Below are 21,728 nucleotides of genomic sequence, written 5' to 3'. Positions count from 1 at the left end.
CCTTCGCGGCCTCCGGCCGCTCTGATACGTCCTGGGAAAATCAGGAGATGCCCATGACCTTGCCACGGTTCCTGCATGATCGGCTGCGCTTGCCGGTGATCGGTTCGCCGATGTTCATCGTGTCGAACCCACGCCTCGTCATCGCGCAATGCACGGCAGGAATCGTCGGCTCCTTCCCGTCGCTCAGCGCGCGGACGCCCGAACTGCTCGACGAATGGCTGGACGAGATCGGCGCGGCGCTCGCCGCGCATGATGCCGCCCATCCCGACCGGCCCGCCGCTCCCTTCGCGGTCAATCTGATCGTCCACCGCACCAATGCCCGGCTCGAAACCGACCTGGCGCTGTGCGAGAAGCATCGCGTGCCGATGATCATCACCTCGCTCGGCGCGCGGCCCGACGTCTATGCGGGCGCGCAGGGCTTCGGCGCGACGGTGTTCCACGACGTGATCCATGACGGCTTCGCCCGCAAGGCGATCGACAAGGGCGCCGACGGGCTGATCGCGGTGGCGGCGGGCGCGGGCGGCCATGCCGGCGCTCTGTCCCCCTTCGCGCTGGTGGCGGAGATACGGCGCTGGTTCGACGGGCCGCTCGCCCTGTCGGGCGCGATCGCGACCGGAGCCGGCATCCTCGCCGCGCAGGCGATGGGCGCCGACCTCGCCTATATCGGCTCTCCCTTCATCGCGACCGAGGAGGCCAACGCCCCTGACGGCTACAAGCGGATGATCGTCGACGGCACTGCCGACGACATCATCTACACCGACTATTTCAGCGGGGTGCGCGGCAATTATCTCAAGCCGTCGATCCGTGCCGCCGGGCTCGATCCCGACGCGCTGGCGCCCGGCGACCCCGCGCGGACCAGCTTCGCCAGCGGGGGCGCCAAGGTCTGGCGCGACATCTGGGGATCGGGCCAGGGGATCGGCGCGATCGACGCGGTGGTCCCCGCCGCCGAGCGGATCGCCGATCTCGTCCGCGGCTATACCGAGGCGCGGGCGCGGATGAGCCTGCCGCCGCTCTAGGGTGCGGCCGTCCATCAGGCGGCCAGGAAATCGCGCATGATCCGCACGAACGCGTCGTGCCGGTCATGGTGGACCCAGTGCCCCGCCTGTTCGAGCAAGACGACCTCCCCGTTGCGGAAATAACGCGCGCGGCCGTCGACCGCCGGGTTCGACGCCCAGCTGTCGGCGCCATAGACGAGCAGGGTCGGACACTGGATTTCCGACCACAGTTCGTCGGGTTGGACGAGCGCCAGGTCGGGCGGCATCGATCGGACATAATTGTCGAACTTCCAGCTATAGCTGCCGTCCTCGTTGCGGATCGTGCCGTGAATCGTCAGGTGGCGGGCGCGATCGGCGCTCAGATGCGCGTTCTCCGCATGCATCCGCTTCAGCGCATCCTCCAGGGTCGGGTAACGGCGCGGCAGGCGGCCCGACATGGCATGACGCGTTTCGATCCAGTTGCGCATATGGTGCGACAGCGGCTGCCGGCGCCGCTCGGCGATCTTCACCGGCGAGGGCCCGAGCCCCTCGATCGCCACCAGCTTGACCAGCTTCTCCGGATAGATGCCGGCATAGCGCAGCGCGATGTTGCCACCCAGCGAATGAGCGACGATGTGCACCCGCTCCTTGCCCTGGACGCGAACCAGCTCGGCCAGGTCATAGACGAAGCTGTCCATCGTGTAGCAACCGTCGACCGACCAGGCGCTGTCGCCATGGCCACGAAGGTCGGGGGCGATGACGTGCCATTCGTCGCGGAACGCGCGCGCAATCCAGTCCCAGTTGCGGCAATGGTCGCGGCCGCCGTGCACCAGGATCAGCAGCGGCGCGTCGGGATTGCCCCAGTCGACATAGTGCAACCGCTGGCGCTGCGCGATGTAGAAGCGGGAAAAGGGCTCCATATCGTCGGTCATCTTGTGCTCCCTCGCCTTGCCTTCGCACCACCGCGCGGGATCGACAAGCGAGGCAAGGTGGCATGCTCTGCAAAGCCCGCATCTGCGTATGCCCGCGCTTTCCGCGCCCGGCCTAGGTCTGCGACCGAGGGGAGAAAGTGATGACCGTCCGCATAGCCATCAGGCGCATCCTGCACACCATCCACGCGGTGCGCGACGTGCATGCCGCCCGCAAGCTCTATCAGGACGTGTTCGGCGGCATCGCCTTCGCCGAGCGCTATCATCAGGGCGAGGATCGCGACATGGCGCTGCTCTATGCGGCGAACCACATGGTCGAGCCGATGGCGCCGCGCCGCCCGGACGAACCCGACACCATCTTTTCCCGCTACCTCGCCAAATATGGCGAGAGCCTGCATTCGTTCGAGCTGCGGATCGACGACGCCGTCGAAGCAGCGGGACTGTGCCAGGAACGCGGCCTCGACCTGTCGACGGTCTATCCGAAATTCTTCTTCGTGAAGCCGAAGTCGACCGGAGGCATCGTCGTCCAGCTCTGCGGCAAGCCGCTGGAGAACGACCCGCAGGACTATCGCGGCTGGCGTCCCGACTGGATCGAGGGGCATCCGTCGAGCCTGCGGCGGCTGCATCATATCGCCTGCGTGGTCCGCGACATGGACGCGGCGCTGGCCTTCTTCCTCGACGTGCTCACGGGCGAGCTGGTCAGCGACGGTCGGATCGCCCATCCACAGCCGGCCCGGCAGGTCCGCCTCACATTGGGCGACACCACGATCGCGCTGATCGCCGCCGACGATCCGGCGAGCGGACCGATCGGCACCTATCTGTCGGGGCCGGCCTCGGGCGTCTATGCGCTGGTCTGGGAGGTCGACGACCTCGACGCCGCCCGCGCGCACATGGCCTCGATCGGCGTGGCGCTGACAGCCCCCCATCTGGAAGCGGACGGCATCGCGATCGATCCCGCCGCCATGCTCGGCGCGCGTCACGAGTTCCGGCTTCCCGGCTGATGCCGTTCAGGTCGATGCCCGGTGCCGCATATTCTCCCCGACATGCGGCGGCAGCGGCCGGATCGCCATCGTCCCCGCGAAGGTGAGCAGCGCGATCGCGCCATAGGACCAGATGAAGGCCGTCGGATCGTGCGGCCCGCCGCCCGCCTCCAGCACATGGGTCGCCAGGTTGAAGCCCATGCCGAGGCTGATCTGCTGAAAGATCGCGAACAGCACGGAGGCGTGGCCGATCTCGTCCCCTTCCACGTCGCTATAGGACAGGGTGTTCCCGGCAAGGAAATAGGAGGCGCGGATCGCGGCATGCGCAATCATCACCGCGCACATGACGATGATCGGCGTTGACGCGCTGAAGGTCGCGGGCACCAGCGTCAGCACGACGGTCACGCCGCTGCACAACAGCATCAGCCGACGGAAACCGAGCCGCCGGATACCGATCGGGCTGATGAACCGCGACGCCATCGAGCCGAGCGCGGCGGCGATCATCACCTGGCTCGCTTCGAGCGGTGAATAGCCGAGGCCGAGTTGGAGCTGGAGCGGCAACAGCAACATCAGTCCGCCCAGCGCCACCCGGTGCAACCAGGTCGAGATCAGGCTCCAGCGCAGGGTGGCGTGGCGGAGCACCCGGAAATCGGCGATCGGCTCGGGCGCGCGCATCGCCTGGCGCAGATAGACGGCGGCGATCAGCCCGACCCCGGCCAGCCCGGCGATCCGCAGCGGCCAGGCCTGGCCCGCGAGCGCGCCGGTCTCGACCATCGCCATCGCCGCCAGAATCGTCGCACCGGCGAGGAGGAAGCCGGGAAAGTCGAAGCCCGGCCGCCGCGTGGTGGTCAGCGGCGCCACGAAACGGAACACCGCGACCATGCCGATCACCCCCACCGGCACGTTGATGAAGAATATCCACCGCCAGTTAGCGAACTCGATCAGCAGGCCGACCAGCGGCGGCCCGACCACCGGCGCGACGATCGCGGGCAGCGTGTACCATGCCATGCCCCGCACCAGATCCTCGCGCCGCACCGATGCGACCAGGATGATGCGGCCGACCGGCGTCATCATCGCGCCGCCGAAGCCTTGCAGGACCCGGGCGGCGACGAGCTGGGGCACGCTGCCCGCGAGACCGCAGCACATCGATCCCCCGACGAACAGCGCCATCGCGATCAGGAAGACGCGGCGCGCGCCGAACCGGCCCGCCAGCCAGCCCGATGTCGGCACCAATACCGCCACCGTCACCACATAGGCGGTGAGCGCCAGCTTGAGCTCGACGATCGAGACCCCGAAATGGCGCGCGATCGTGGGCAACGCCATGGCGAGCGCCGAGGAATCCATCAAATCCATGAACAGGGCGCTCGCCACGACGATCGGCACGAGCCGCTCGCGCGTCAGCCAGCCGCCGGAGCCTGCCTCGCCCACTTCCGCCTGTTCCGCGCCACCCTCACCTGTCATACGCGCAGCCTAGCGCGCACCGGCGGGAAACACCCCATAACGGCGCGATGCGATTGCGGAGCTTTCTCCCCGCGATCCTTCCTAAAAGCACGCAAAGCCGAACGGTTCGGGGGGAGCCGGCCACGCTAGGCTCGCACCGGGACAAATGATCGAAAGGCCCCGGCATGGCGGAACGAGCAACGGTGCGGATATCCGGACGGACCGCCCTCGTCACCGGCTCCTCGCAGGGCTGGGGGCTCGGCATCGCCAAGGCCTTCGCCCACCGCGGCGTCGATGTGGTCGTCACCGGCGCGACGCCGGCCCGCGTCGCCGAGGCCGAACGGGCGGTGCGCACGATCGCCGCCGGCAAGGTCGCCTCGGTCGTCGCGGACCTCACCACGCGCGAGGGATGCGAGATGCTGGTCGAGCGGGCGACGGCGGCGGTCGGCACGATCGAGATCCTCGTCAACAATGCCGGCAAGGTCGAGGCGGGGACCATCCTGGAGACGACGCCCGAACAGTGGCGCGGCGTCATGGCGCTGTCGCTCGACGCCCAGTTCCACATGACCCAGCTCGTCGCCCGACGGCTGGTGGCGGAAGACAAGGGCGGCCGCATCATCAACATGGCGGGCGGCGCCGCCTTCTCGGGCATGGCCAACTATGCCAGCCACGCCGCGTCGAAGGGCGGCGGCATGGGCGCGGTGCTGAGTTGGGCGCGCGAGCTGGGGCCGCACGGCATCACCGTCAACGCGCTGGCCGGCCGGATCGAAACCGCGCAGTCGCAACCCTTCCTCGACGGCATGCGCGCCGAGCTGGTCGCGAAAGGCCTGCCACCCAGGACCAACCGCGAACTGGGCTATTATCCGCCCGACGAACTGGCGGCGGCGGTGGTCTGGCTGGCGAGCGAGGGGGCCGCGATGGTCAACGGCCGGATGCTCCACGCCTCGGGCCCGGAACTACAAATATGGCGGATGGCGACGATCGAGCATGCGATCCACAACGCGACCGAGCCCTGGACGCCCGAACTGCTCGACCGCATCGGCCTGGCCGACATGCTCGCGCTCGGCCATGGGCTCGAACCCCGGCGCCCGCGCGAGCCGATCGTCACCATCCGCAAATAGCGCCCCCCTTCAGGGGTCGGAAGGAACCGGCGCAGAGGCGCCGCCGTTCACGTCGATCACCGATCCGATCATGTAGCTGGCGTCGTCGCTGGCCAGGAAAACCGCCGCGCCCGCGATCTCGTGCGGCTCACCGAGGCGTTTCATCGGGATCTTCTTGACGAAGTCGGCGACGAACGCTTCTCTCACCGCGACGTCCGGGAAGGTCTTCACGAGGATTTCGGTGTTGAAACCACCCGGGGCGATCGCGTTCACCCGGACATTATGGGGCGCGAAGCTCAGCGCCATCGCCTTGGTCAACGTCTTGAGCCCGCCCTTCGACGCCACGTAATGCGCGCGGTTGTGGCTGCCGAAATCCTGCTCGATCGAGGTGACGTTGATGATCGCGCCCTCCCGCCGCTCGGCCATGTGCCGGCCGACCATCTGGCTGCACAGGAACGGCCCGCGCAGATTGACGCCCATGACATGGTCCCATTCCGCCACCGGCAGGTCGAGGAACAGGCGCAGCGTGGAGAGGCCGGCATTGTTGACCAGGATGTCGATCCGCCCGAACGCGGCCAGCGCCGCGTCCACCATCCGGCGGACCGATTCCTCGCTGGCGACGTCGGTCTGGTGGGCCACGACCCTGGACCCCAGCGCCGACAGTTCGTCCGCGACGGCGCGCGCCAGATCGATATCCATGTCCGCCAGGACGAGATCGGCGCCTTCTTCGGCATATCGCCTGGCGATGGCCTTGCCGAGGCCGCTGGCGGCCCCCGTCACGATGGCAACCTTATCCTTCAGCCTCATAACCCTCTCCTCTTGCCTGGGATGGCCTCAGCCCTGGAGGCCGAGCAGCTTCTTCAACTCGGGCCGGCTGACCTTCATCGAAATGGTGCGCGGCAGCGCGTCCACCACCCGATAGTCAACCGGGACCATGTAGGCCGGCAGCGTCCGGCGCAGGAACGCGTCGAGCTCGGCCGGGTCGGGCGCGGCGGAGACGCCCTCGGGCAGCTCGATCGCGGCGACCGGCACCTGGCCCAGCCTGGGATCGGGGCGGCCGATCACCGCCGCGTCGCCGACCTTGGGATGCTGACGCAGCACCGCCGCCACTTCCTCGGGCAGCACCTTGAAGCCGCCGCGATTGATCGCGTCGTCGGCCCGGCCGCGCAGGAAGATGAAACCGTCGGCGTCGATCTCGGCAAGGTCGTTGGTGCGTATCCAGTCGGGACCATATCGATCGGACCTGATCTCGACCAGGCCGATCGCGCCGGTTTCGATCGGTGCGAAGCTTTCCGGGTCGACGGTGCGGATCGCGACGTCGCGCCGCGCCCGGCCGACGCTGCCGCGCTTCCGGTCCTTGAACGCGCGATGATCGTCGATCGTCCAGCCGGCCAACCCGCCGATGAACTCGGCCGCGCCATAATCGATCAGGATTGCGACGCCGAAGCGGCGCTCGAATTCGTCCTGCACCTCGGGTTCGAGCGGCGCGGTGCCCGACCGGATCGCGATCAGGCTCGACAGGTCGGCGGGATCGAACTCCGCCTCCAGCAACATGCGGATCATCGCGGGCACGAGGCTGGCCGACTTCGGCTTGTATTTTCGCACCGCCGCCACCCATTCGGGGACGTTGAACTTCTCGAACAGCACGATCGGCCGCGCCTGGTAGAGCGCCAGCAGCAGGCCGAACAGGCCGCCGGCATGGCTGAACGGCTTGAACAGCAGCGCTGGCGAGCGCTTGAGCGCCAGCGGCTCCTCGGCCTGTCCCGCCTTCCTCTGCTCGCCCGACTTGAGCGAGGGGATCAGCACGTCCTGTCCTACCGGGATGCGCTTCGGCGCGCCGGTGGTGCCGCTGGTCAGCCGTTCGAGGACATGGTCCGGCGACGGTTCGCGATGCGGGCCCGGCCCCGGCCTTTCCAGCCCGGCGACGAACCGGACGGCGAAGGGCGGACCGACGATCTCGATGCCGACGCTGCCGGCGGCGCGGGCGGCGTCGACGACGCCCTCGCCCGCCCAGTCGTCGCTGTCGCCGATCACCGCCTTCAGCCGCTGCGCGGCGATATCCTCGCGGAAATTGGCGACCGCGTAATTGGGGCGCAACGGCACCACCATGCGGCCGTTGGCGACGAGGGCGATGAAGCCCGCCACCGCGGCCGGCCGGTTGCGCGCGGCCCAGCCGACCGGCGCCTCCCGCTCGATGCCGGCCTCGACCAGCAGCGCCTCGATCCCGGTGGCGGCGCGGGCCAGCTCCGCCCAGCGGATCGACTCGCCCTGATAGTCGACGGCGATCGCGTCGGGTTGCAACGACAGGACGGCGGCGAGCCGCCCGGCGAGGGTCTGGTCGGCATGATCGGTCATGCCCCGCTCTTGCGCCGGCCGCCCCGCCCCGTCCAATCGGCAAGCGCCATCATCCAAGGACATCGGCCCTAGATCGCGCCCGGCCGACCAGCGCCATCAGCGCGCCGCAATCGTCGAGCCGGTCGAGCGTCGCGACCATGTCGATGATATGCTGCGCATCGGCGTCCGCGACATGCGGCGCGACGAGGTCGCGGAACTTGGCGAGCAGTTCGTCGAAGCTCGCCGGGTTGAGATGATGGCCACGCGGGATCGGCTGGTCATGGGTAAGCGTGCGGCCATCGCGCAGCTCGACCGTCACCCGCCCGCCCAGCTCGGACGCGCCCGGCGCGACCTCCGCCTCCCGCACGGCGACACGATCGCTGAGATCGCGGATCAGCGGATCGCGCCACGCCGCCGGATCGGAGAAATCGGCCAGCCCGGCGCGCCCGCGCGCGAAGACGCAGGACACGGCGAACGCCAGGCTGAACTGCGCGCCGATCATGTCGGACGGATGGACGATCCCCGCACCGTGCAGGACGGTGATCTCGGCGACGTCGGCGGTGATCCGCACGATGTCGTCCGCCGCGACGCCATGGTCGCGCCGCAGCGCGTCGGCCGCCTGGATCGCGCCATGGATGGTGAACACGGCCGGCGACAGCTTGAACATCGTGTCGCGGATGTGGAAGTCCCGCGCCCACAGCGCCTCGGGATCGCCGTCGAAGCCATCGGCGAACACCGGGAAGATGCCGCGCCTGCCCTCGAAGATCGTCGACGGACCGGTCAGCCCGTGCGCGGCGAGCAGCGCCGCCTCCGCCCCCGACCGCGACGCCGATCCGGCATGGACGCGCTTCACCTCGCCGCCTGATTGGTCATATTCCATCGTGCCCGAGGCTTCGGACCCGGCGATGGCGAGCGCATGGGTGGTCCGGCCGGCGTCGAGCCCGAGCAGCTTCGCCACCGCGCCCGCCGAGCCGAACGGGCCCTGCATCTTCATCGGATGCCAGCCGCGGCTGCGCGCCGCCTTGTGGATCGCGCCGCCGCCCAGCGACATCGACTGATAGCCCGCGACGATCGCGGTCAGCAGGTCGCGGCCGTGGCGGCGGTCGCGCTCGGCAATCGCGAGCGCGGCGGGGATCACGACCGCGCCGGGATGGCCGCACAGCACATGGCTGTCGTCATATTCCATGCTGTGCCCGAAGCTGCCATTGGCATAGGCGGCGTAGATCGGCGTCGTCCGCCCGCCGCCGACGATCGTCGCCTCCTCGCGCCCGCCGAGCGCGGTCACATGGGCAAGCACCGGGCGGGTATGCGGCCATCCCGATCCGACGATCTGACAGCCGAGCTGATCGAGCACGCACCCCTTGGCGCGGTCGATCACTTCGGGCGGGATCGCCGCCGGTTCGAGGCCGGCGATCCATCCGGCGAGACGCGGGGCGACCGATTGCATGGGACTCTCCTCAGATCAGGGTGGCGAGCAAGGCGCGCAGCGTGGCGATCAGCGCGATCGGCTGGTCGATCATGACGTGATGATGCGCGTCGGGGATGATGACGAAGGGCGTGGCGCGCGGCGCCAGCCCCTGATGCTCGGCCCAGATCTCGTCGGACACGGTGGTCGACAACGCACCGCGGATGAACATCAACGGACAGCGCGCGCGCGGGATCAAGCCGCTCAGGTTGCCGCCCAGTTCGGTCTTGTGCCGGATTTCGGGATCGGCGCTCCAGCGCCAGCCATCCCCCGCCCGCTCCAGAGCCTCGGCGGCGATCATGTCCAGCAGATAGCGGTTGCGGATCGGCTGGCTGGGCTGCAACCGGAAGCGGGCGATCGCCTCCTCGCGGCTGGCATGGATACGGCGCGGCGGCACCGGCTCGGCGTCGGCGCCCCAGACGCTGCGCGTGGAGAGGCGCGCGTCGATCAGCACCGCCCCGCGCAGCCTTTCGCCGGCCGTCGCGGCGGTCAGCGCGGTCAGGATGCCGCCGAAGCTGTGACCGATCATCACCGGCGCGACCGGCCCGTCGAACAGCCCGCTCTCGCCGGCGACCGCCTGCGCCTCGCGTACGAACAGCTCGGGGGAATAGGCGTCGCGCCAGTCCGATCCGCCCATGCCCGACCAGGACATCGCGGCCACCCGCCAGCCAGTGGCGAGGAAAGGCGCGATCGGCCGCCACCAGCCCATATGCGCGCCGTTGCCGGTGACCATCAGGATGCCGGGCCGGCCGCGATCGCCCCAGGCCAGCCATTCGACCCCGGCTCCCTCGACCAGGCAGCGGCCGCGCTCGTGCGGCTGCGCCATCGCCCAGTCGAACCAGTCCGGCCTGTCGGAGAATTCCTGTTCGACCGATGTCATCCATCAGTCCCCGGGCAGTCCGCGCAGGGGCAGGAAAGCGGGCAGGGCGTGCGCCACCATGGCGCCGCCGCCGGGCAGCGGCTGCTCCATGATCGTGGTCTGGCTGCGGCGGGCGAAGCGCCAGCCCTCGGCCGTGCGCTTCGCCTCGTCCTGATAGACGCCGATCATGTATAGCCAGCCGTCGCCGCCGACCGGTTTCTTGAGCTCGGAGAACCACCAGCGCGCCGTCGCGCGGTCGCCGTCGACCTCGACGATGCCGCTATGGATCATCTGGCAGAGGAAATCGCGCTCGCTCTGCAACCGGCGGTAGCGTTTCAATATCTTCTCGACGCCGTGCACCGGATCGCCATGGCCGGGCTTCTCGATGATCCCGTCGGCGGCGAACACCGCCGCCATGCCCTCCGCGTCACGGCGGTTGACGGCGTCGGAATAGGCGGCGGCCAGGCCGCGGACGGCCAGTTCGTCCTGTGCGTTCTGCATTATCCCGTCTCCCTAGTGCCGCTTGCCGATCAGCCGGTTGCCACCCCGGAACCAATATGCGCCGCCCTCCACGGGCAGGTTGACGCCGGTGATGAAACGAGCGTCGTCGGACAGCAGGAAGGCGACGGCGTCGCCGATCTCGGACGGTTCGGCGAAGCGGCCGAGAATGGTGCCGGTCTTCTGCATCGCCTGGATCTCCTCCGGGGTCTTGCCCTCGACCGATTTGCGGAAGGTGGGCGACCAGGTGCTGCCCGGCGTCACCGTGTTCACCCGGATATTATGCTCGCCCACCTCCATTGCGGCGATCGCGCCGAGGTGGATCAACCCGGCCTTGGAGGCGCCATACCCCCCCGTGCCCGGCGTCGCGCGCAGCCCCGAAACCGAGGAGATGTTGACGATCGCACCGCCGCCGCCCCTGATCATCGCGGGGATGGCGGCCTTCATCGCCAGGAAGGGAGCCTCGCAATTCATGATGAAGTTCAGCCGGAACTCGTCGAGCGTCGTGTCGACGATCCGGCGCCCGCTGAAGCGTCCGGCATTGTTGACCAGCCCGTCGAGCCGGCCGTGCCGTTCCGCCGCCGTGGAGATGACCGCCTCGATCGCGGCCGGATCGCGCATGTCGAGCACCACGCCCTCGGCGGAACCGCCCGCCGTCGCGATCCCCGCGACCACCGTGTCGAGCGCTTCCCGCCGCCGCGCGGCGACGATCACATGCCAGCCGTCGCGCGCCAGCCGCTCGGCGATCGCCTGCCCGACGCCCTGGCTCGCACCCGTCACGAACGCGACTCGCCTATCCGTCTCCGCCATCGACCTTCTCCCGTTTGTCGCCCCGCAATTGGCCCGCCCGGGCCGCGTCCGACAAGGGCAGCAATGGGCGGCATTGAGGGCGGGACCTCATAGACTTTGATGAGCCGATCGCCTGAATGGCGGCGCGGGTGGTCATGGCCATGCGGCCCCATTCGCGGGATCAAGACGCGATGAGCGAGACTCCTCAACGCGCCAAGAGCGATTTCCAGCGCTGGTACGCTCTGGCGCTGCTGACCGGCATCTTCGCCGCCAACTCGATCGACCGCAACGTGATGGCCGTCGTGCTGGAGCCGGTGAAGGCGGAGCTTCAGCTCAGCGACGCGGCCATGGGGACGCTGGTCGGCGCGGCGCACACGGTGGCGCTCGCGCTGTTCGTCGTCCCGATGGGCTTGCTCGCGGACCGGATCAACCGCGTCTGGCTGGTGTCGGGGCTGGTCATCATCTGGAGCGCGCTGACCTCGATGGGCGCGCTCGCCAGCAGCTACCTGTCACTGCTGCTGATGCGCGCCGGGGTCGGCGCCGCCGAGGCGGGCAGCCCGCCCGCCAGCGTCGCGCTGATCTCCGACATGTTCCCCCCCAAGCAGCGGCCGACCGCGCTCAGCACCTTCTACCTCGCCGCCGCGATCGGGACCGGCACCATCTTCCTGATGGGCGGCTATGTCGCGCATCATTTCGGCTGGCGGACGGTGTTCATCATCGCCGGCGTGCCGGGCGTCATCCTCGGCCTGCTGCTGCTGACGACGGTGCGCGATCCCCGGCCGCCGGTCCGGACGGAGGCCCGCGGCCTCGGCGGATCGGGCCGCGACTTCAAGCTGCTGCTCGCCAATCCGGCGCTGCGCTGGACCTGCATCGGCGGCACCATGGCGTCGATCGGGCAGGTCGCCGTGTTCGCGTGGCTGCCTTCCTTCCTGATGCGTGTCCATGGCTATTCGCTGATCGACGCCGGGCTGGCGACCGCCGCCGCTGCCGGACTCGGCAAGGGACTAGGCACATTGTTCTGCGGTCCGCTCACCCGCCGCGCCGCGGGCGACCGACGGGAGAAGCTGTGGCGCTATCCGGGCGCCGCGCTGGTCCTGTCGGTGCCGCTGGTCTGGTGCATGGCCGGGGCCGGGTCGCCGACCACGGCGGCGGTGCTCACCTTCATCCTGGCGATGGCACTGGGAAGCTGGGCGGGCCCGACCGCCGCGATCCTGATCGCAGGGGTGGAGACCTCCCGACGCGGGCTCGCCACCAGCTTCTACCATCTGTCGACCAACCTGATGGGTGGCTTCGGCGCGCTCGCCGCCGGCGCGATCAGCGACTGGCTGGGCGGGGGCAAGGCGATCGCCCCGGCGCTGGCGATCACCGTCTCGGTCAACCTGCTGGCGGCGGGCGGGCTGTTCATGGCATGCTGGCGCCTGGCCGCGATGCCCGAGGAAGAAGAGGACGCATGATCCCCCCGATGCTGGCCCGCAACCTGGCCCTTCCGGTGATCGCCGCGCCGATGCTGCTGGTGTCGGGTCCCGAACTGGTGATCGCCTGCTGCCGGTCCGGCGTGATCGGCAGCTTCCCCGGCGCCAACGCCCGTACCCCCGAGACGCTGGCGGCCTGGCTCGACCAGATCGGCGACGCGCTGGCGGACGGCATGTCGGCCGCCTTCGCGCTCAACATCATCGTCCGCGAAACCGGCAGTGAGCGGCTGACCGCCGAACTGGCGCTGGCCGAACGGCATCGCATCCCACTGATCATCACCAGCGTCGGTCATCCCGGCGCGGTCGTCGAACGGGTCCATGGCTATGGCGGCCTCGTGTTCCACGACGTCGCGACGCTGCGCCATGCCGAGAAGGCTATCGAGGCGGGGGTCGACGGGTTGATCCTGCTGACCGCCGGCGCGGGCGGCCATACCGGCAGCGCCAACGGCTTCGCCTTCGTGCGGCAGATCCGCGCGATGTGGGACGGGATGATCGCACTGGCCGGCGGCATCGGCGACGGCCGGGCCGTCCGCGCCGCCGAGGTGCTGGGCGCCGACTTCGCCTATATGGGCACGCGCTTCGCCGCGACGCGCGAATCGATGGCGCCGCCCGCCTACAAGGAACTGCTGGTTTCGCAGCGCATGGCCGACATCGTCATTACTGACCGCATCTCGGGGCTGCCCGCGACCTTCATGCGCGGATCGATCGTCGCCGCCGGGCTCGACCCCGACGACCTTCCCGCGCCGATCGCCCGCTTCAAGCCCAACCTGCCCGAAGGCACCAGGCCGTGGCGCGACATATGGAGCGCGGGCCATGGCGTCGGAAGCATCGACGACATCCCGCCGGCCGCCGAGCTGATCGCCCGGCTGCGCGCGGGATATGCCGCCTAGACCTGTTTGAAGAGAGCCTGATTCACGTCATCGGCGGAAGCGCGAAGCGCTTCCGCCTCAAACGATCAGACTCTAGCGCCCGACGAGGTCGGTGGTCAGCGTCGACCGCTCGGTATGGCCATAGACCGTCTCGCCGTCCCAGTCCCACAGCGTCACGCCCTGCCCCATCACATAATCGCCCTCGCGACCCCAGATGCCGAAACGCCGGACATTGCGGTCGGCGGTCTTGCCCGCCTGGATCGTCCGCCAGACGGTGGCGACGGTGCGGCCGCGGATGACATGCTCCCGCCCCGCCGCGCGCAGGCGGACGGTGATCGCCTCGTCCTTCGGGGTGAGCGCGGTCAGCCAGCCCGATTCGAGGATCTCGGCCGGGACGATGCGCCCCTCGTCGAGGACGTAGCCCTCGCTCCAGGCCGGATCGGCGCGGCCTTCCGGTCCGTCGCGATCGGGGAAGCGTTCGAAACCGAAGCCCCGCCCGCTCGGAAACAAGGCCGTCTGCCAGCTATGGCCGTGCCACCCCGCCATCCGCCGCGATCCGCGCCGATGGGTCCGCATCGCCATGCCCGACAGCCGGATCGGCTCCTGCTTCTCGATCGTGACCCAGCCGGTGAAACGGCAGAGCTGTTCATAGCGATCCTCGCCGAAGAAGCTCCTGGCGAAGGGGTTGTCCCTCATGCCCAGCGTGCCCAGCCGCCAAGGTTCGGCGGCGATCTCGACATCGATGTGCAACCGCACAACCGGCCGCGATCCCTCGACCGGCCGCCCCCGCGCCAGCTCATCGGCGTCGGACAGCCGCATGGTGCCGAAGAAATCGATCGTCCAATGGCGGAAGGGCTCTACGCAGGTCATGACGAGGCTGGAGCCCGCCGGCGCCCGCCTGGTGGTGCGGGCGCCATCGCCCCAGGTGTAGAAGATCCGGCCGTCGGGCAGGGTCAGCCAGAAGCGTTCGGCGCGCAGCTCGAAGAAGTCCTGGAACGCTTCGGTGTGGGTATAGCCATGGGCCCGCCCGCGTTCGTCGAAGAACCAGAACGCGTGGTTCTCCCCGAACAGGTCGGTTCCCGCCGGTTGCTCCAGCAACGCATGATCGGCCTCCGGCGGCATGCCGCCGCTAGGGTCATAGGTCAGGGCGTCATCGGATTGGATCGTCATGGTTCGTTCCCTTCCGTTCACGTCTCGATCGCGTGTCCCAGCTCACCCAGCATCGCCGCCGAGGCGGTCCAGAGCGCGCGCGCCGTCTCGCTGTCGGTGGCGTGCAGCTCATAGCCGCGCCAGGCATGCGTGCCGGGCCCCGCGACCCGGCACAGGCCGCAATCCTCGAGCACCAGCCCGCCAACCCGGTCGAGTTCCGGGGCGACCACCGCCCAGACCGAGGTTGCGGCGCCCTGCCCCACCGTGCCGAACACGGAGCCGGCGGTCCCGACTCCTCCGATCGCGTTCATCTCCGCCAGCCGCTCGGGGGAATGGTGGCGTTGCAGGCCGGTCATGATCGATCCCGGCAGCACCGCGTTGGCGAAGACGCCGCGATCGTGCCAGCGCCGGGTCGCCTCGACGGCGAACAGGATATTGGCGCTCTTCGATTCGCCATAGGCGACGCGGTGCTGGATCTCGCGGCGGCGCCAGCCGAGATCGTCGAGGCGCACCGGCCGTCCCTTGTGCCCCGCCGAGCTGAGCATCACGATCCGCGCGCCGCGCGCCGACAGCCGGTCGAACAGTCGATGGACGAGCAGGAAATGGCCGAGATGATTGGTGGCGAAGCGCGTGTCGAGGCCGTCGGCCTGACGCTCGGCCGGCGTCTCGGACACGCCGGCATTGGCGATCAGCAGATCGATCGCGGGTACATCCAGCGCGCCCGCGAAACGCTCGACATCGGCGAAGTCCGACAGGTCTAGCGGCAGCAGCGTCGCCCGCCCCTTGCCGGCCTCCCCCACCGTGCGCAGCACCTCCGTGCCGGCGTCCAGATTGCGCGCGGTGAAGATGACGTCGGCTCCCGCCAGCGCGAGCGCCCTGACCGTCTCCGCGCCGAGACCGGAGGAGCCGCCGGTGACCAGCGCCACCTTGCCCGCCAGATCGGCCCGCCGCGCTATGTCCAGTGCTTCCGGCATGTTCCTCTTTCCTCTCGTCGTGATGGGCCTTCAGGCGACGCCCTTGAAGATCTGGTTCTGCGCGCCCGAGCCATAGGCCCAGTCGCGCTGCGGCAGGGGCGAGGGCGCACCGTCGAGCATCTCGTCGAGCAGGCGTTCGAACCCGTCGCCGAAACTCGTCAGGCACGGACCGGTGATCGAGCGCCGCTTCTCGGGGTCGGAGATATTGCCGCCCGCGAGGCCCGGCGCCGACCGGACGGTGAAGCACGCCGCCTTGCCAGCCCGTTCCCCTATCCGCGCGATCGTGTCCTGGCTGATCGCGACGTCGTCGCCGCACCAGTTGACGGTCAGCGGCGCGCGCCCGGCCGCGTCGAGCAGCGGCCCGATCTGGCGGATCATGTCCTCGCTGTGGATCGGGCTGTGCGTGTCGGTGTCGCTCGGCAGGACGATCTCGCGTCCCTCCAGCACCGCCGTCACCTGCTTGCCGAAAAATGCCTGATGCGGGCCCAGCACGGTATTCAGCCGGGCGATGGTGACGGGCAGGCCGTGCGCCCGGGCCGAGAAGCGCGCCATGGCCTCCAGCCCGATCTTGCATACCGGGCTGGTCGCCGCCGCGGCCGTGAGGCCGGGCCCGACGGGATCCCCCTCGCGATAGCGATGCCAGGGGTCGGGGTCCGCCAGATAGGCGGCGGTCGACGATACGACCAGCGCGGCCTTCGCGGAGCGGCAATGGTGGAGGACCAGCCCAGCGCCCTCGACATTGACCCGCATTGCCTGTTCCAGCGCCTCGCGCGCGGCGCGCATCCACGCGAAATGGAGGACATAGTCGACATCGGCGGGCAGGTCGCCCACATCGCCGCTGCCGAGGTCGGCGGCGCAGGGGCGGATGCCGAGTGCGGCGATCGCCGCGCGGTCGCGCGCGTCGGTGAAGCGCGCCTGCCCCCACACCTCATTGTCACGGGCGAGGGCGGCCGCGATCGGGACGACCGCCTTTCCCGTGACGCCGGTGACGAGAATCCTGCGGTCCTTCAGCATGGCCCTGCTCCCTTCAGTCGCGCCCCGAATGGAAGCGGTCGATATAGACGGAGAAGCGGTCGACGACTTGCCGCTCGCTGATCCCGTACCGGTCGAGATGATGATCGTGCTTGCCGAAACGACCGCGCGGCTTCTCGGCCATGCGCGCCGTCAGGTTGGCGCGATAGGCATCGGTGAACGGCAATCCCAGCTTCGCGTAGAGCGCCTCGATCGTGCCGGGGATGTCGTTCGACAGGTCCGATTGATAGACGTCGATGAAGCGGTCCTCGCCGATCGTCGCGCGCGCCGCCATGGCTCGGTCGCACGCCTCGGCCTGGAAAGCGAGCTGGGTCGGCCCGATCTCGAGCGGATCGACGCTGGCCCCGGCCTGCTTCTCGCGCAGATTGGCCGACAGACTGCACACCGACGAGATCGATTCGAGCGGGTGGCGATGCGACCAGACGAAGCGGGTGCCGGGAAAGACCCGGTCGATCGCGTCGAGCGCGAACAGGTCGGGCGGCAGCTTGAGGCTCCAGAACCGGGCGGGCTTCGCCCATTGCAGCAGCTTCAGTACCCGGGCCAGATAGGCGTAGCCCGGCGTCAGGTCTTGCTCCATCATCCAGGCCTCCCAGCTCGGCACCCGATAGAGGGTCGGAAGCTGGAGGTTGAGGAAGGTCAGGCCCATCAGAATGCCGTGCTCGGCGGGGTCGTCATAATTGTTGGGCAGGATCGCCTGCCGCCAGGGCATTTCCTTGAACGCCTGCTCGAAGGCGGCCCGGCTCCTGGCGAGGCGCGGGTCGGCATCGCTGTGGGCGCCGGTCTCGGGCGGCACCAGGCTGTTGCACTCCCAGCGCGGGATCGCGCGCGCGGCCGGGTCCTCGGACAGATGCTGGGCGAAGGCGGTGGTGCCGCTACGCGGCATGCCCGCCAGCAGCACGACCGGCGCCACCTCCCGCTCCAGCACCTCGGGATGGCGTTCGATGAAATCCTCGATGCGCAACCGCTCGGCAAGGCGCGAGACGATCAGCGTCTCGACCTTCCCGACGCCCTCGGGGGTTAGCCGCGCCTCCTCCCGGAGCGAGCGGCACAGGATGCCCAGCGACTCGTCGAGCGGCGCGTCACCATAGTCCTCCAGCCCGGTTTCGGCGCGGGCCCGCGCCTTCAGATCTTCGGCATCCAGAACCATGTCACTCTCCCACATTCCTTTCAGGCCGGTTCGGCCAGATCGTTCGAGGCGACGCGCACCCCGGCCAGTATCTTTGCGGCATGTTCTTTCCGGCAGATGAGGAGGTCGGGCAGGTAGACGTCCTCATTATTGTAGCGGAGCGGCGACCCGTCGATCCGCGAGCAGTGCAGGCCATGCGCCACGGCCACCGCGACAGGCGCACAATTGTCCCATTCATATTGGCCACCCGAATGGAGATAGATGTCAGCCTGCCCCAATATGATCGCCATCGCCTTGGCCCCGGCCGACCCCATCGGCACGAGATCGGCGCCGAAGCCCGCGGCGAGCGCGACGGCTTCCGCCGCCGGGCGGGTCCGCGAGACGACCATGCGCAGCTTCTCCGGCGCGGGCGGCAGGGGCCGTAGCTGGTCCGACCGCAGGACCATCCCGCCATCGAGTCCGGGCAAGGCGACGGCGCCGAGGCTTGGCAGGCCGCCGATGGCGAGCGCGACATGGACGGCCCAGTCGGTCCGGCCCTCGCCATATTCGCGGGTGCCGTCGAGCGGATCGACGATCCACACCCGGTCGACCGAGCAGCGCGCGGTGTCGTTGACCTCCTCTTCGGACAGGATCGCGTCATCGGGCCGCTCGCGCCGCAGCGTCTCCATGATGAAGGCATTGGCGATGCGATCGCCCTCGACGCCCAGCGCCTTGCCCTCGAACCTGCCCGAGGCGCGCAGGTCGATGAGGATGCGCCCGGCCTGTTCGGCGATATGCGCGGCGAGCTGGACGTCGTTCATGCGTCGTCGCCGAGGAGCCTGGCGACGATGGCGTCGGCGGCCTGCTGGGGGGAGAGGGCGGTGGTGTCGATGCGGATCTCGGGATCGAGGGGGACCTCATAGGGGCTGTCGATGCCGGTGAAGTTCTTGAGCTGGCCCGAGCGCGCCTTCTTGTAGAGGCCCTTGACGTCGCGCTTCTCGGCCTCCTCGAGGCTGGTGTCGACATGGACCTCGATGAACTCGCCGGGCTCCATCATCGCGCGCACCATCTCGCGCTCGGCGCGGAAGGGGCTGATGAAGGCGGTGATCACGATCAGGCCGGCATCGGTCATCAGCCGCGCCACCTCGCCCACCCGGCGGATATTCTCGACCCGGTCGGCGTCGGTGAAGCCGAGATCCTTGTTGAGGCCGTGGCGGACATTGTCGCCGTCGAGCAGGAAGGCGTGCCGGTTCATCCGGGTCAGCTTGCGCTCGACCAGATTGGCGATGGTCGACTTACCGGCCCCCGACAGGCCGGTGAACCACAGCACCGCCGGCTTCTGGTTCTTGAGGTCGGCGCGCTTCTCACGGCTCGTGTCGGTCGCCTGCCAATGGACGTTCTGCGAACGGCGCAGCGAGAAGTGCAGCATCCCCGCCGCGACGGTGGCGTTGGTCAGCTTGTCGATCAGGATGAAACCGCCCAGCGCCCGGCTGTCGGCATAGGGCTCGAACACCAGCGGCCGGTCGGTCGACAGGTTGGCGACGCCGATCGCGTTCAGCCCCAGCGTCTTCGCCGCCAGATGCTCCATGCTGTTCACGTCGACCTGATATTTGGGCGACTGGACGGTGGCGGTGACGCTTTGGGTGCCGAGCTTGAGCCAATAGGGCCGCCCGGGCAGCATCTCGGCCTCGGCCATCCACACGATCGTCGCCTCGAACTGGTCGGCGACCTGCGGCGGCTCCTCGGCGACCGTGATCACGTCGCCGCGCGAACAGTCGATCTCGTCGGCGAAGGTCAGCGTCACCGACTGGCCCGCGACCGCCTTGTCGAGATCGCCCTCACCACCGGCCCCGCTTGCCGTCCCGGCGCCCGGCATCGTGACGATCCGCGTCACCGTCGATGTCTTGCCCGAGGGCAGCACCCGGACCGGGTCGCCGGGCCGGACCTCGCCGGTCGCGATCAGGCCGGAAAAGCCGCGGAAGTCGAGATTGGGGCGGTTGACCCATTGCACCGGCAGGCGGAAGGGCCGCGACCGCGCGGCGTCGACGTCGATCTCGACCGCCTCGAGATGCTCCATCAGCGTCGGCCCGGCATACCAGGGCGTCCGCTCCGACCGGGTGGTGATGTTGTCGCCGGCGATGCCCGAGATCGGGATCGCGGCGAAGCCGGTGATGCCGATCCCGGTCGCGAAGGCGCGATAGGACAGCAGGATCCGGTCGAACACCGCCTGGTCATAATCGACCAGGTCCATCTTGTTGACCGCCAGCACGATGTTCCGGATGCCGATCAGATGCGCCAGATAGCTGTGCCGCCGCGTCTGGGTCAGCACACCCTTGCGCGCGTCGATCAGGATCACCGCGAGGTCGGCGGTCGAGGCGCCCGTCACCATGTTGCGGGTGTACTGCTCGTGCCCCGGCGTGTCGGCGACGATGAACTTGCGCTTCGGCGTCGAGAAGAAGCGATAGGCGACGTCGATGGTGATGCCCTGCTCGCGCTCGGCGGCGAGACCGTCGACCAGCAGCGCGAAGTCGATCGCCTGCCCCTGCGTGCCGACCCGCTTGCTGTCCGCCTCCAGCGTCGCGAGCTGATCCTCGAAGATCATCTTGCTGTCGTAGAGCAGCCGCCCGATCAGCGTCGACTTGCCGTCGTCGACCGAACCGCAGGTGATGAAGCGCAACAGCGACTTCTCGCGCTGCTGCTCGAGATAGGCGTCGATATCCTCGGCGATGAGGGCGTCCGCCTCATATTCATAGGGAGCGGACATCAGAAATACCCCTCTTTCTTCTTCTTCTCCATCGAGGCGTCGCCGGCATCCTTGTCGATCGCCCGGCCCTGCCGTTCCGACGTGGTCGTCAGCAGCATCTCCTGGATCACCTCGGAGAGCGTCGCCGCCTCGCTCTCGACCGCACCCGTCAACGGGTAGCAGCCCAGCGTGCGGAAGCGGATCGAGCGCTCGACCGGGACCTCGCCCGGCTTGAGCGGGAAGCGGTCGTCGTCGACCATCAGCAGCATGCCGTCGCGCTCCACCGTCGGGCGCTTCGCCGCGAAGTAGAGCGGCACGATCGGAATGTCGTTGAGCTGGATATATTGCCAGATGTCGAGTTCCGTCCAATTGCTGATCGGGAACACCCGGATGCTCTCGCCCTTCGCCTTCCGGGCGTTGTAGAGGTTCCACAATTCGGGCCGCTGGTTCTTCGGGTCCCAGCCGTGCGAGGCGGTGCGGAAGGAGAAAATCCGCTCCTTGGCCCGGCTCTTCTCCTCGTCGCGCCGGGCGCCGCCGAAGGCCGCGTCGAAACCATATTTGTCGAGCGCTTGCTTGAGACCCTCGGTCTTCCACATGTCGGTGTGCAGCGGACCATGGTCGAACGGGTTGATCCCCCGCTCCCGAGCCTCCGGATTATGATGGACCAGCAGTTCCATGCCGCTCTCGCGCGCCATCCGGTCGCGCAGCTCGTACATCGCCCGGAACTTCCAGGTCGTGTCCACATGCAGCAGCGGAAACGGCGGCGGCGACGGATGAAACGCCTTTCGCGCCAGATGCAGCATCACCGCCGAATCCTTGCCCACGGAATACAGCATCACCGGGCGGTCCGCTTCCGCCACAACCTCCCTCAAAATGTGGATGCTCTCCGCCTCCAGCCGCTCAAGATGGTTCATGTCGCTCGTCACCGGTTCCTCCGCCTGTCGCTGGACCGTACCTAGCGACGAACGGCTTGAAAGCATAATTATTTAAATAATTATGCTTTCAACTTTTCCTTC

20 protein-coding genes are annotated in these 21,728 nt (G+C 68.8%); 5 read left to right on the top strand and 15 right to left on the bottom strand.

Annotation, left to right across the window (positions count from 1 at the left end; all coding sequences use genetic code 11):
- Positions 1-53: 53 nt before the first annotated feature.
- The gene (locus tag HRJ34_RS23135) at positions 54-1,016 is read left to right on the top strand and encodes an NAD(P)H-dependent flavin oxidoreductase (protein ID WP_208632541.1); all 963 of its coding nucleotides are present in this window, start codon (positions 54-56) and stop codon (positions 1,014-1,016) included.
- Positions 1,017-1,030: 14 nt separating this feature from the next.
- Here the strand turns inward: HRJ34_RS23135 and HRJ34_RS23130 are convergent, their stop codons facing one another.
- Complete coding sequence (locus tag HRJ34_RS23130; RefSeq protein ID WP_208632540.1) at positions 1,031-1,906, bottom strand: alpha/beta fold hydrolase; 876 nt, start codon at positions 1,904-1,906, stop codon at positions 1,031-1,033.
- 140 nt (positions 1,907-2,046) lie between these two features.
- Between HRJ34_RS23130 and HRJ34_RS23125 the strand changes: the two genes are divergently transcribed.
- The gene (locus tag HRJ34_RS23125) at positions 2,047-2,904 is read left to right on the top strand and encodes a VOC family protein (protein WP_208632539.1); all 858 of its coding nucleotides are present in this window, start codon (positions 2,047-2,049) and stop codon (positions 2,902-2,904) included.
- A 6-nt stretch (positions 2,905-2,910) separates the two neighbouring features.
- Here HRJ34_RS23125 and HRJ34_RS23120 read toward each other — a convergent pair whose 3' ends face one another.
- Positions 2,911-4,344 carry an MFS transporter gene (locus HRJ34_RS23120; RefSeq protein ID WP_208632538.1) on the bottom strand — a complete coding sequence of 478 codons (1,434 nt, stop codon included), beginning with the start codon at positions 4,342-4,344 and terminating at the stop codon, positions 2,911-2,913.
- A 164-nt stretch (positions 4,345-4,508) separates the two neighbouring features.
- Between HRJ34_RS23120 and HRJ34_RS23115 the strand changes: the two genes are divergently transcribed.
- Positions 4,509-5,444 carry an SDR family NAD(P)-dependent oxidoreductase gene (locus HRJ34_RS23115; RefSeq protein ID WP_208632537.1) on the top strand — a complete coding sequence of 312 codons (936 nt, stop codon included), beginning with the start codon at positions 4,509-4,511 and terminating at the stop codon, positions 5,442-5,444.
- Between the two features lie 9 nt (positions 5,445-5,453).
- Here HRJ34_RS23115 and HRJ34_RS23110 read toward each other — a convergent pair whose 3' ends face one another.
- Genes HRJ34_RS23110 through HRJ34_RS23085 form a run of 6 tightly spaced genes read right to left on the bottom strand, consistent with a single transcriptional unit; the run spans position 5,454 to position 11,389 of the window.
- Entirely contained in the window at positions 5,454-6,230 is a 777-nt protein-coding gene (locus HRJ34_RS23110; protein WP_208632536.1) for an SDR family NAD(P)-dependent oxidoreductase, read from the bottom strand.
- A gap of 27 nt (positions 6,231-6,257) precedes the next feature.
- The gene (locus tag HRJ34_RS23105; protein WP_208632535.1) at positions 6,258-7,778 is read right to left on the bottom strand and encodes a class I adenylate-forming enzyme family protein; all 1,521 of its coding nucleotides are present in this window, start codon (positions 7,776-7,778) and stop codon (positions 6,258-6,260) included.
- 49 nt (positions 7,779-7,827) lie between these two features.
- On the bottom strand, positions 7,828-9,204 hold the full coding sequence (locus tag HRJ34_RS23100; protein WP_208632534.1) for an MmgE/PrpD family protein: 1,377 nt from the start codon (positions 9,202-9,204) through the stop codon (positions 7,828-7,830).
- A 10-nt stretch (positions 9,205-9,214) separates the two neighbouring features.
- A complete protein-coding gene (locus HRJ34_RS23095) occupies positions 9,215-10,102 on the bottom strand; it encodes an alpha/beta fold hydrolase (protein ID WP_208632533.1) in 888 nt (295 codons plus the stop codon).
- A gap of 3 nt (positions 10,103-10,105) precedes the next feature.
- Positions 10,106-10,582, bottom strand: coding sequence for a nuclear transport factor 2 family protein (locus HRJ34_RS23090; RefSeq protein WP_208632532.1), 477 nt, complete (start codon positions 10,580-10,582; stop codon positions 10,106-10,108).
- A gap of 12 nt (positions 10,583-10,594) precedes the next feature.
- Entirely contained in the window at positions 10,595-11,389 is a 795-nt protein-coding gene (locus tag HRJ34_RS23085; protein ID WP_208632531.1) for an SDR family NAD(P)-dependent oxidoreductase, read from the bottom strand.
- Positions 11,390-11,559: 170 nt separating this feature from the next.
- On the opposite strand from HRJ34_RS23085, the gene HRJ34_RS23080 reads away from it, so the two are divergent.
- Both HRJ34_RS23080 and HRJ34_RS23075 read left to right on the top strand, forming a co-directional pair.
- Entirely contained in the window at positions 11,560-12,822 is a 1,263-nt protein-coding gene (locus tag HRJ34_RS23080) for an MFS transporter (RefSeq protein ID WP_208632530.1), read from the top strand.
- The gene (locus tag HRJ34_RS23075) at positions 12,819-13,730 is read left to right on the top strand and encodes an NAD(P)H-dependent flavin oxidoreductase (protein WP_208632529.1); all 912 of its coding nucleotides are present in this window, start codon (positions 12,819-12,821) and stop codon (positions 13,728-13,730) included. Before HRJ34_RS23080 ends, HRJ34_RS23075 begins: the two co-directional genes overlap by 4 nt.
- Positions 13,731-13,802: 72 nt before the next feature.
- Here the strand turns inward: HRJ34_RS23075 and HRJ34_RS23070 are convergent, their stop codons facing one another.
- From HRJ34_RS23070 to cysD, 7 genes are read right to left on the bottom strand one after another with little or no spacing between them, the layout of a single operon-like run.
- Complete coding sequence (locus tag HRJ34_RS23070; protein ID WP_208632528.1) at positions 13,803-14,879, bottom strand: hypothetical protein; 1,077 nt, start codon at positions 14,877-14,879, stop codon at positions 13,803-13,805.
- A 17-nt stretch (positions 14,880-14,896) separates the two neighbouring features.
- Complete coding sequence (locus tag HRJ34_RS23065) at positions 14,897-15,832, bottom strand: SDR family NAD(P)-dependent oxidoreductase (RefSeq protein ID WP_208632527.1); 936 nt, start codon at positions 15,830-15,832, stop codon at positions 14,897-14,899.
- 30 nt (positions 15,833-15,862) lie between these two features.
- Complete coding sequence (locus tag HRJ34_RS23060; protein ID WP_208632526.1) at positions 15,863-16,846, bottom strand: NAD-dependent epimerase/dehydratase family protein; 984 nt, start codon at positions 16,844-16,846, stop codon at positions 15,863-15,865.
- 13 nt (positions 16,847-16,859) lie between these two features.
- Positions 16,860-18,011 carry a sulfotransferase family protein gene (locus HRJ34_RS23055; RefSeq protein WP_208632525.1) on the bottom strand — a complete coding sequence of 384 codons (1,152 nt, stop codon included), beginning with the start codon at positions 18,009-18,011 and terminating at the stop codon, positions 16,860-16,862.
- 20 nt (positions 18,012-18,031) lie between these two features.
- The gene (locus tag HRJ34_RS23050) at positions 18,032-18,790 is read right to left on the bottom strand and encodes a 3'(2'),5'-bisphosphate nucleotidase CysQ (protein WP_208632524.1); all 759 of its coding nucleotides are present in this window, start codon (positions 18,788-18,790) and stop codon (positions 18,032-18,034) included.
- The gene (gene cysN, locus HRJ34_RS23045; RefSeq protein WP_208632523.1) at positions 18,787-20,733 is read right to left on the bottom strand and encodes a sulfate adenylyltransferase subunit CysN; all 1,947 of its coding nucleotides are present in this window, start codon (positions 20,731-20,733) and stop codon (positions 18,787-18,789) included. The genes HRJ34_RS23050 and cysN overlap by 4 nt, the downstream gene beginning before the upstream one ends.
- A complete protein-coding gene (gene cysD, locus HRJ34_RS23040; RefSeq protein WP_208632522.1) occupies positions 20,733-21,692 on the bottom strand; it encodes a sulfate adenylyltransferase subunit CysD in 960 nt (319 codons plus the stop codon). Before cysD ends, cysN begins: the two co-directional genes overlap by 1 nt.
- Positions 21,693-21,728: the final 36 nt, after the last annotated feature.

The sequence above is a fragment of the Rhizorhabdus wittichii genome, from assembly GCF_017607425.1.
Classification (GTDB): domain Bacteria; phylum Pseudomonadota; class Alphaproteobacteria; order Sphingomonadales; family Sphingomonadaceae; genus Rhizorhabdus; species Rhizorhabdus wittichii.
This window is presented reverse-complemented; position numbering and strand designations above follow the sequence as displayed.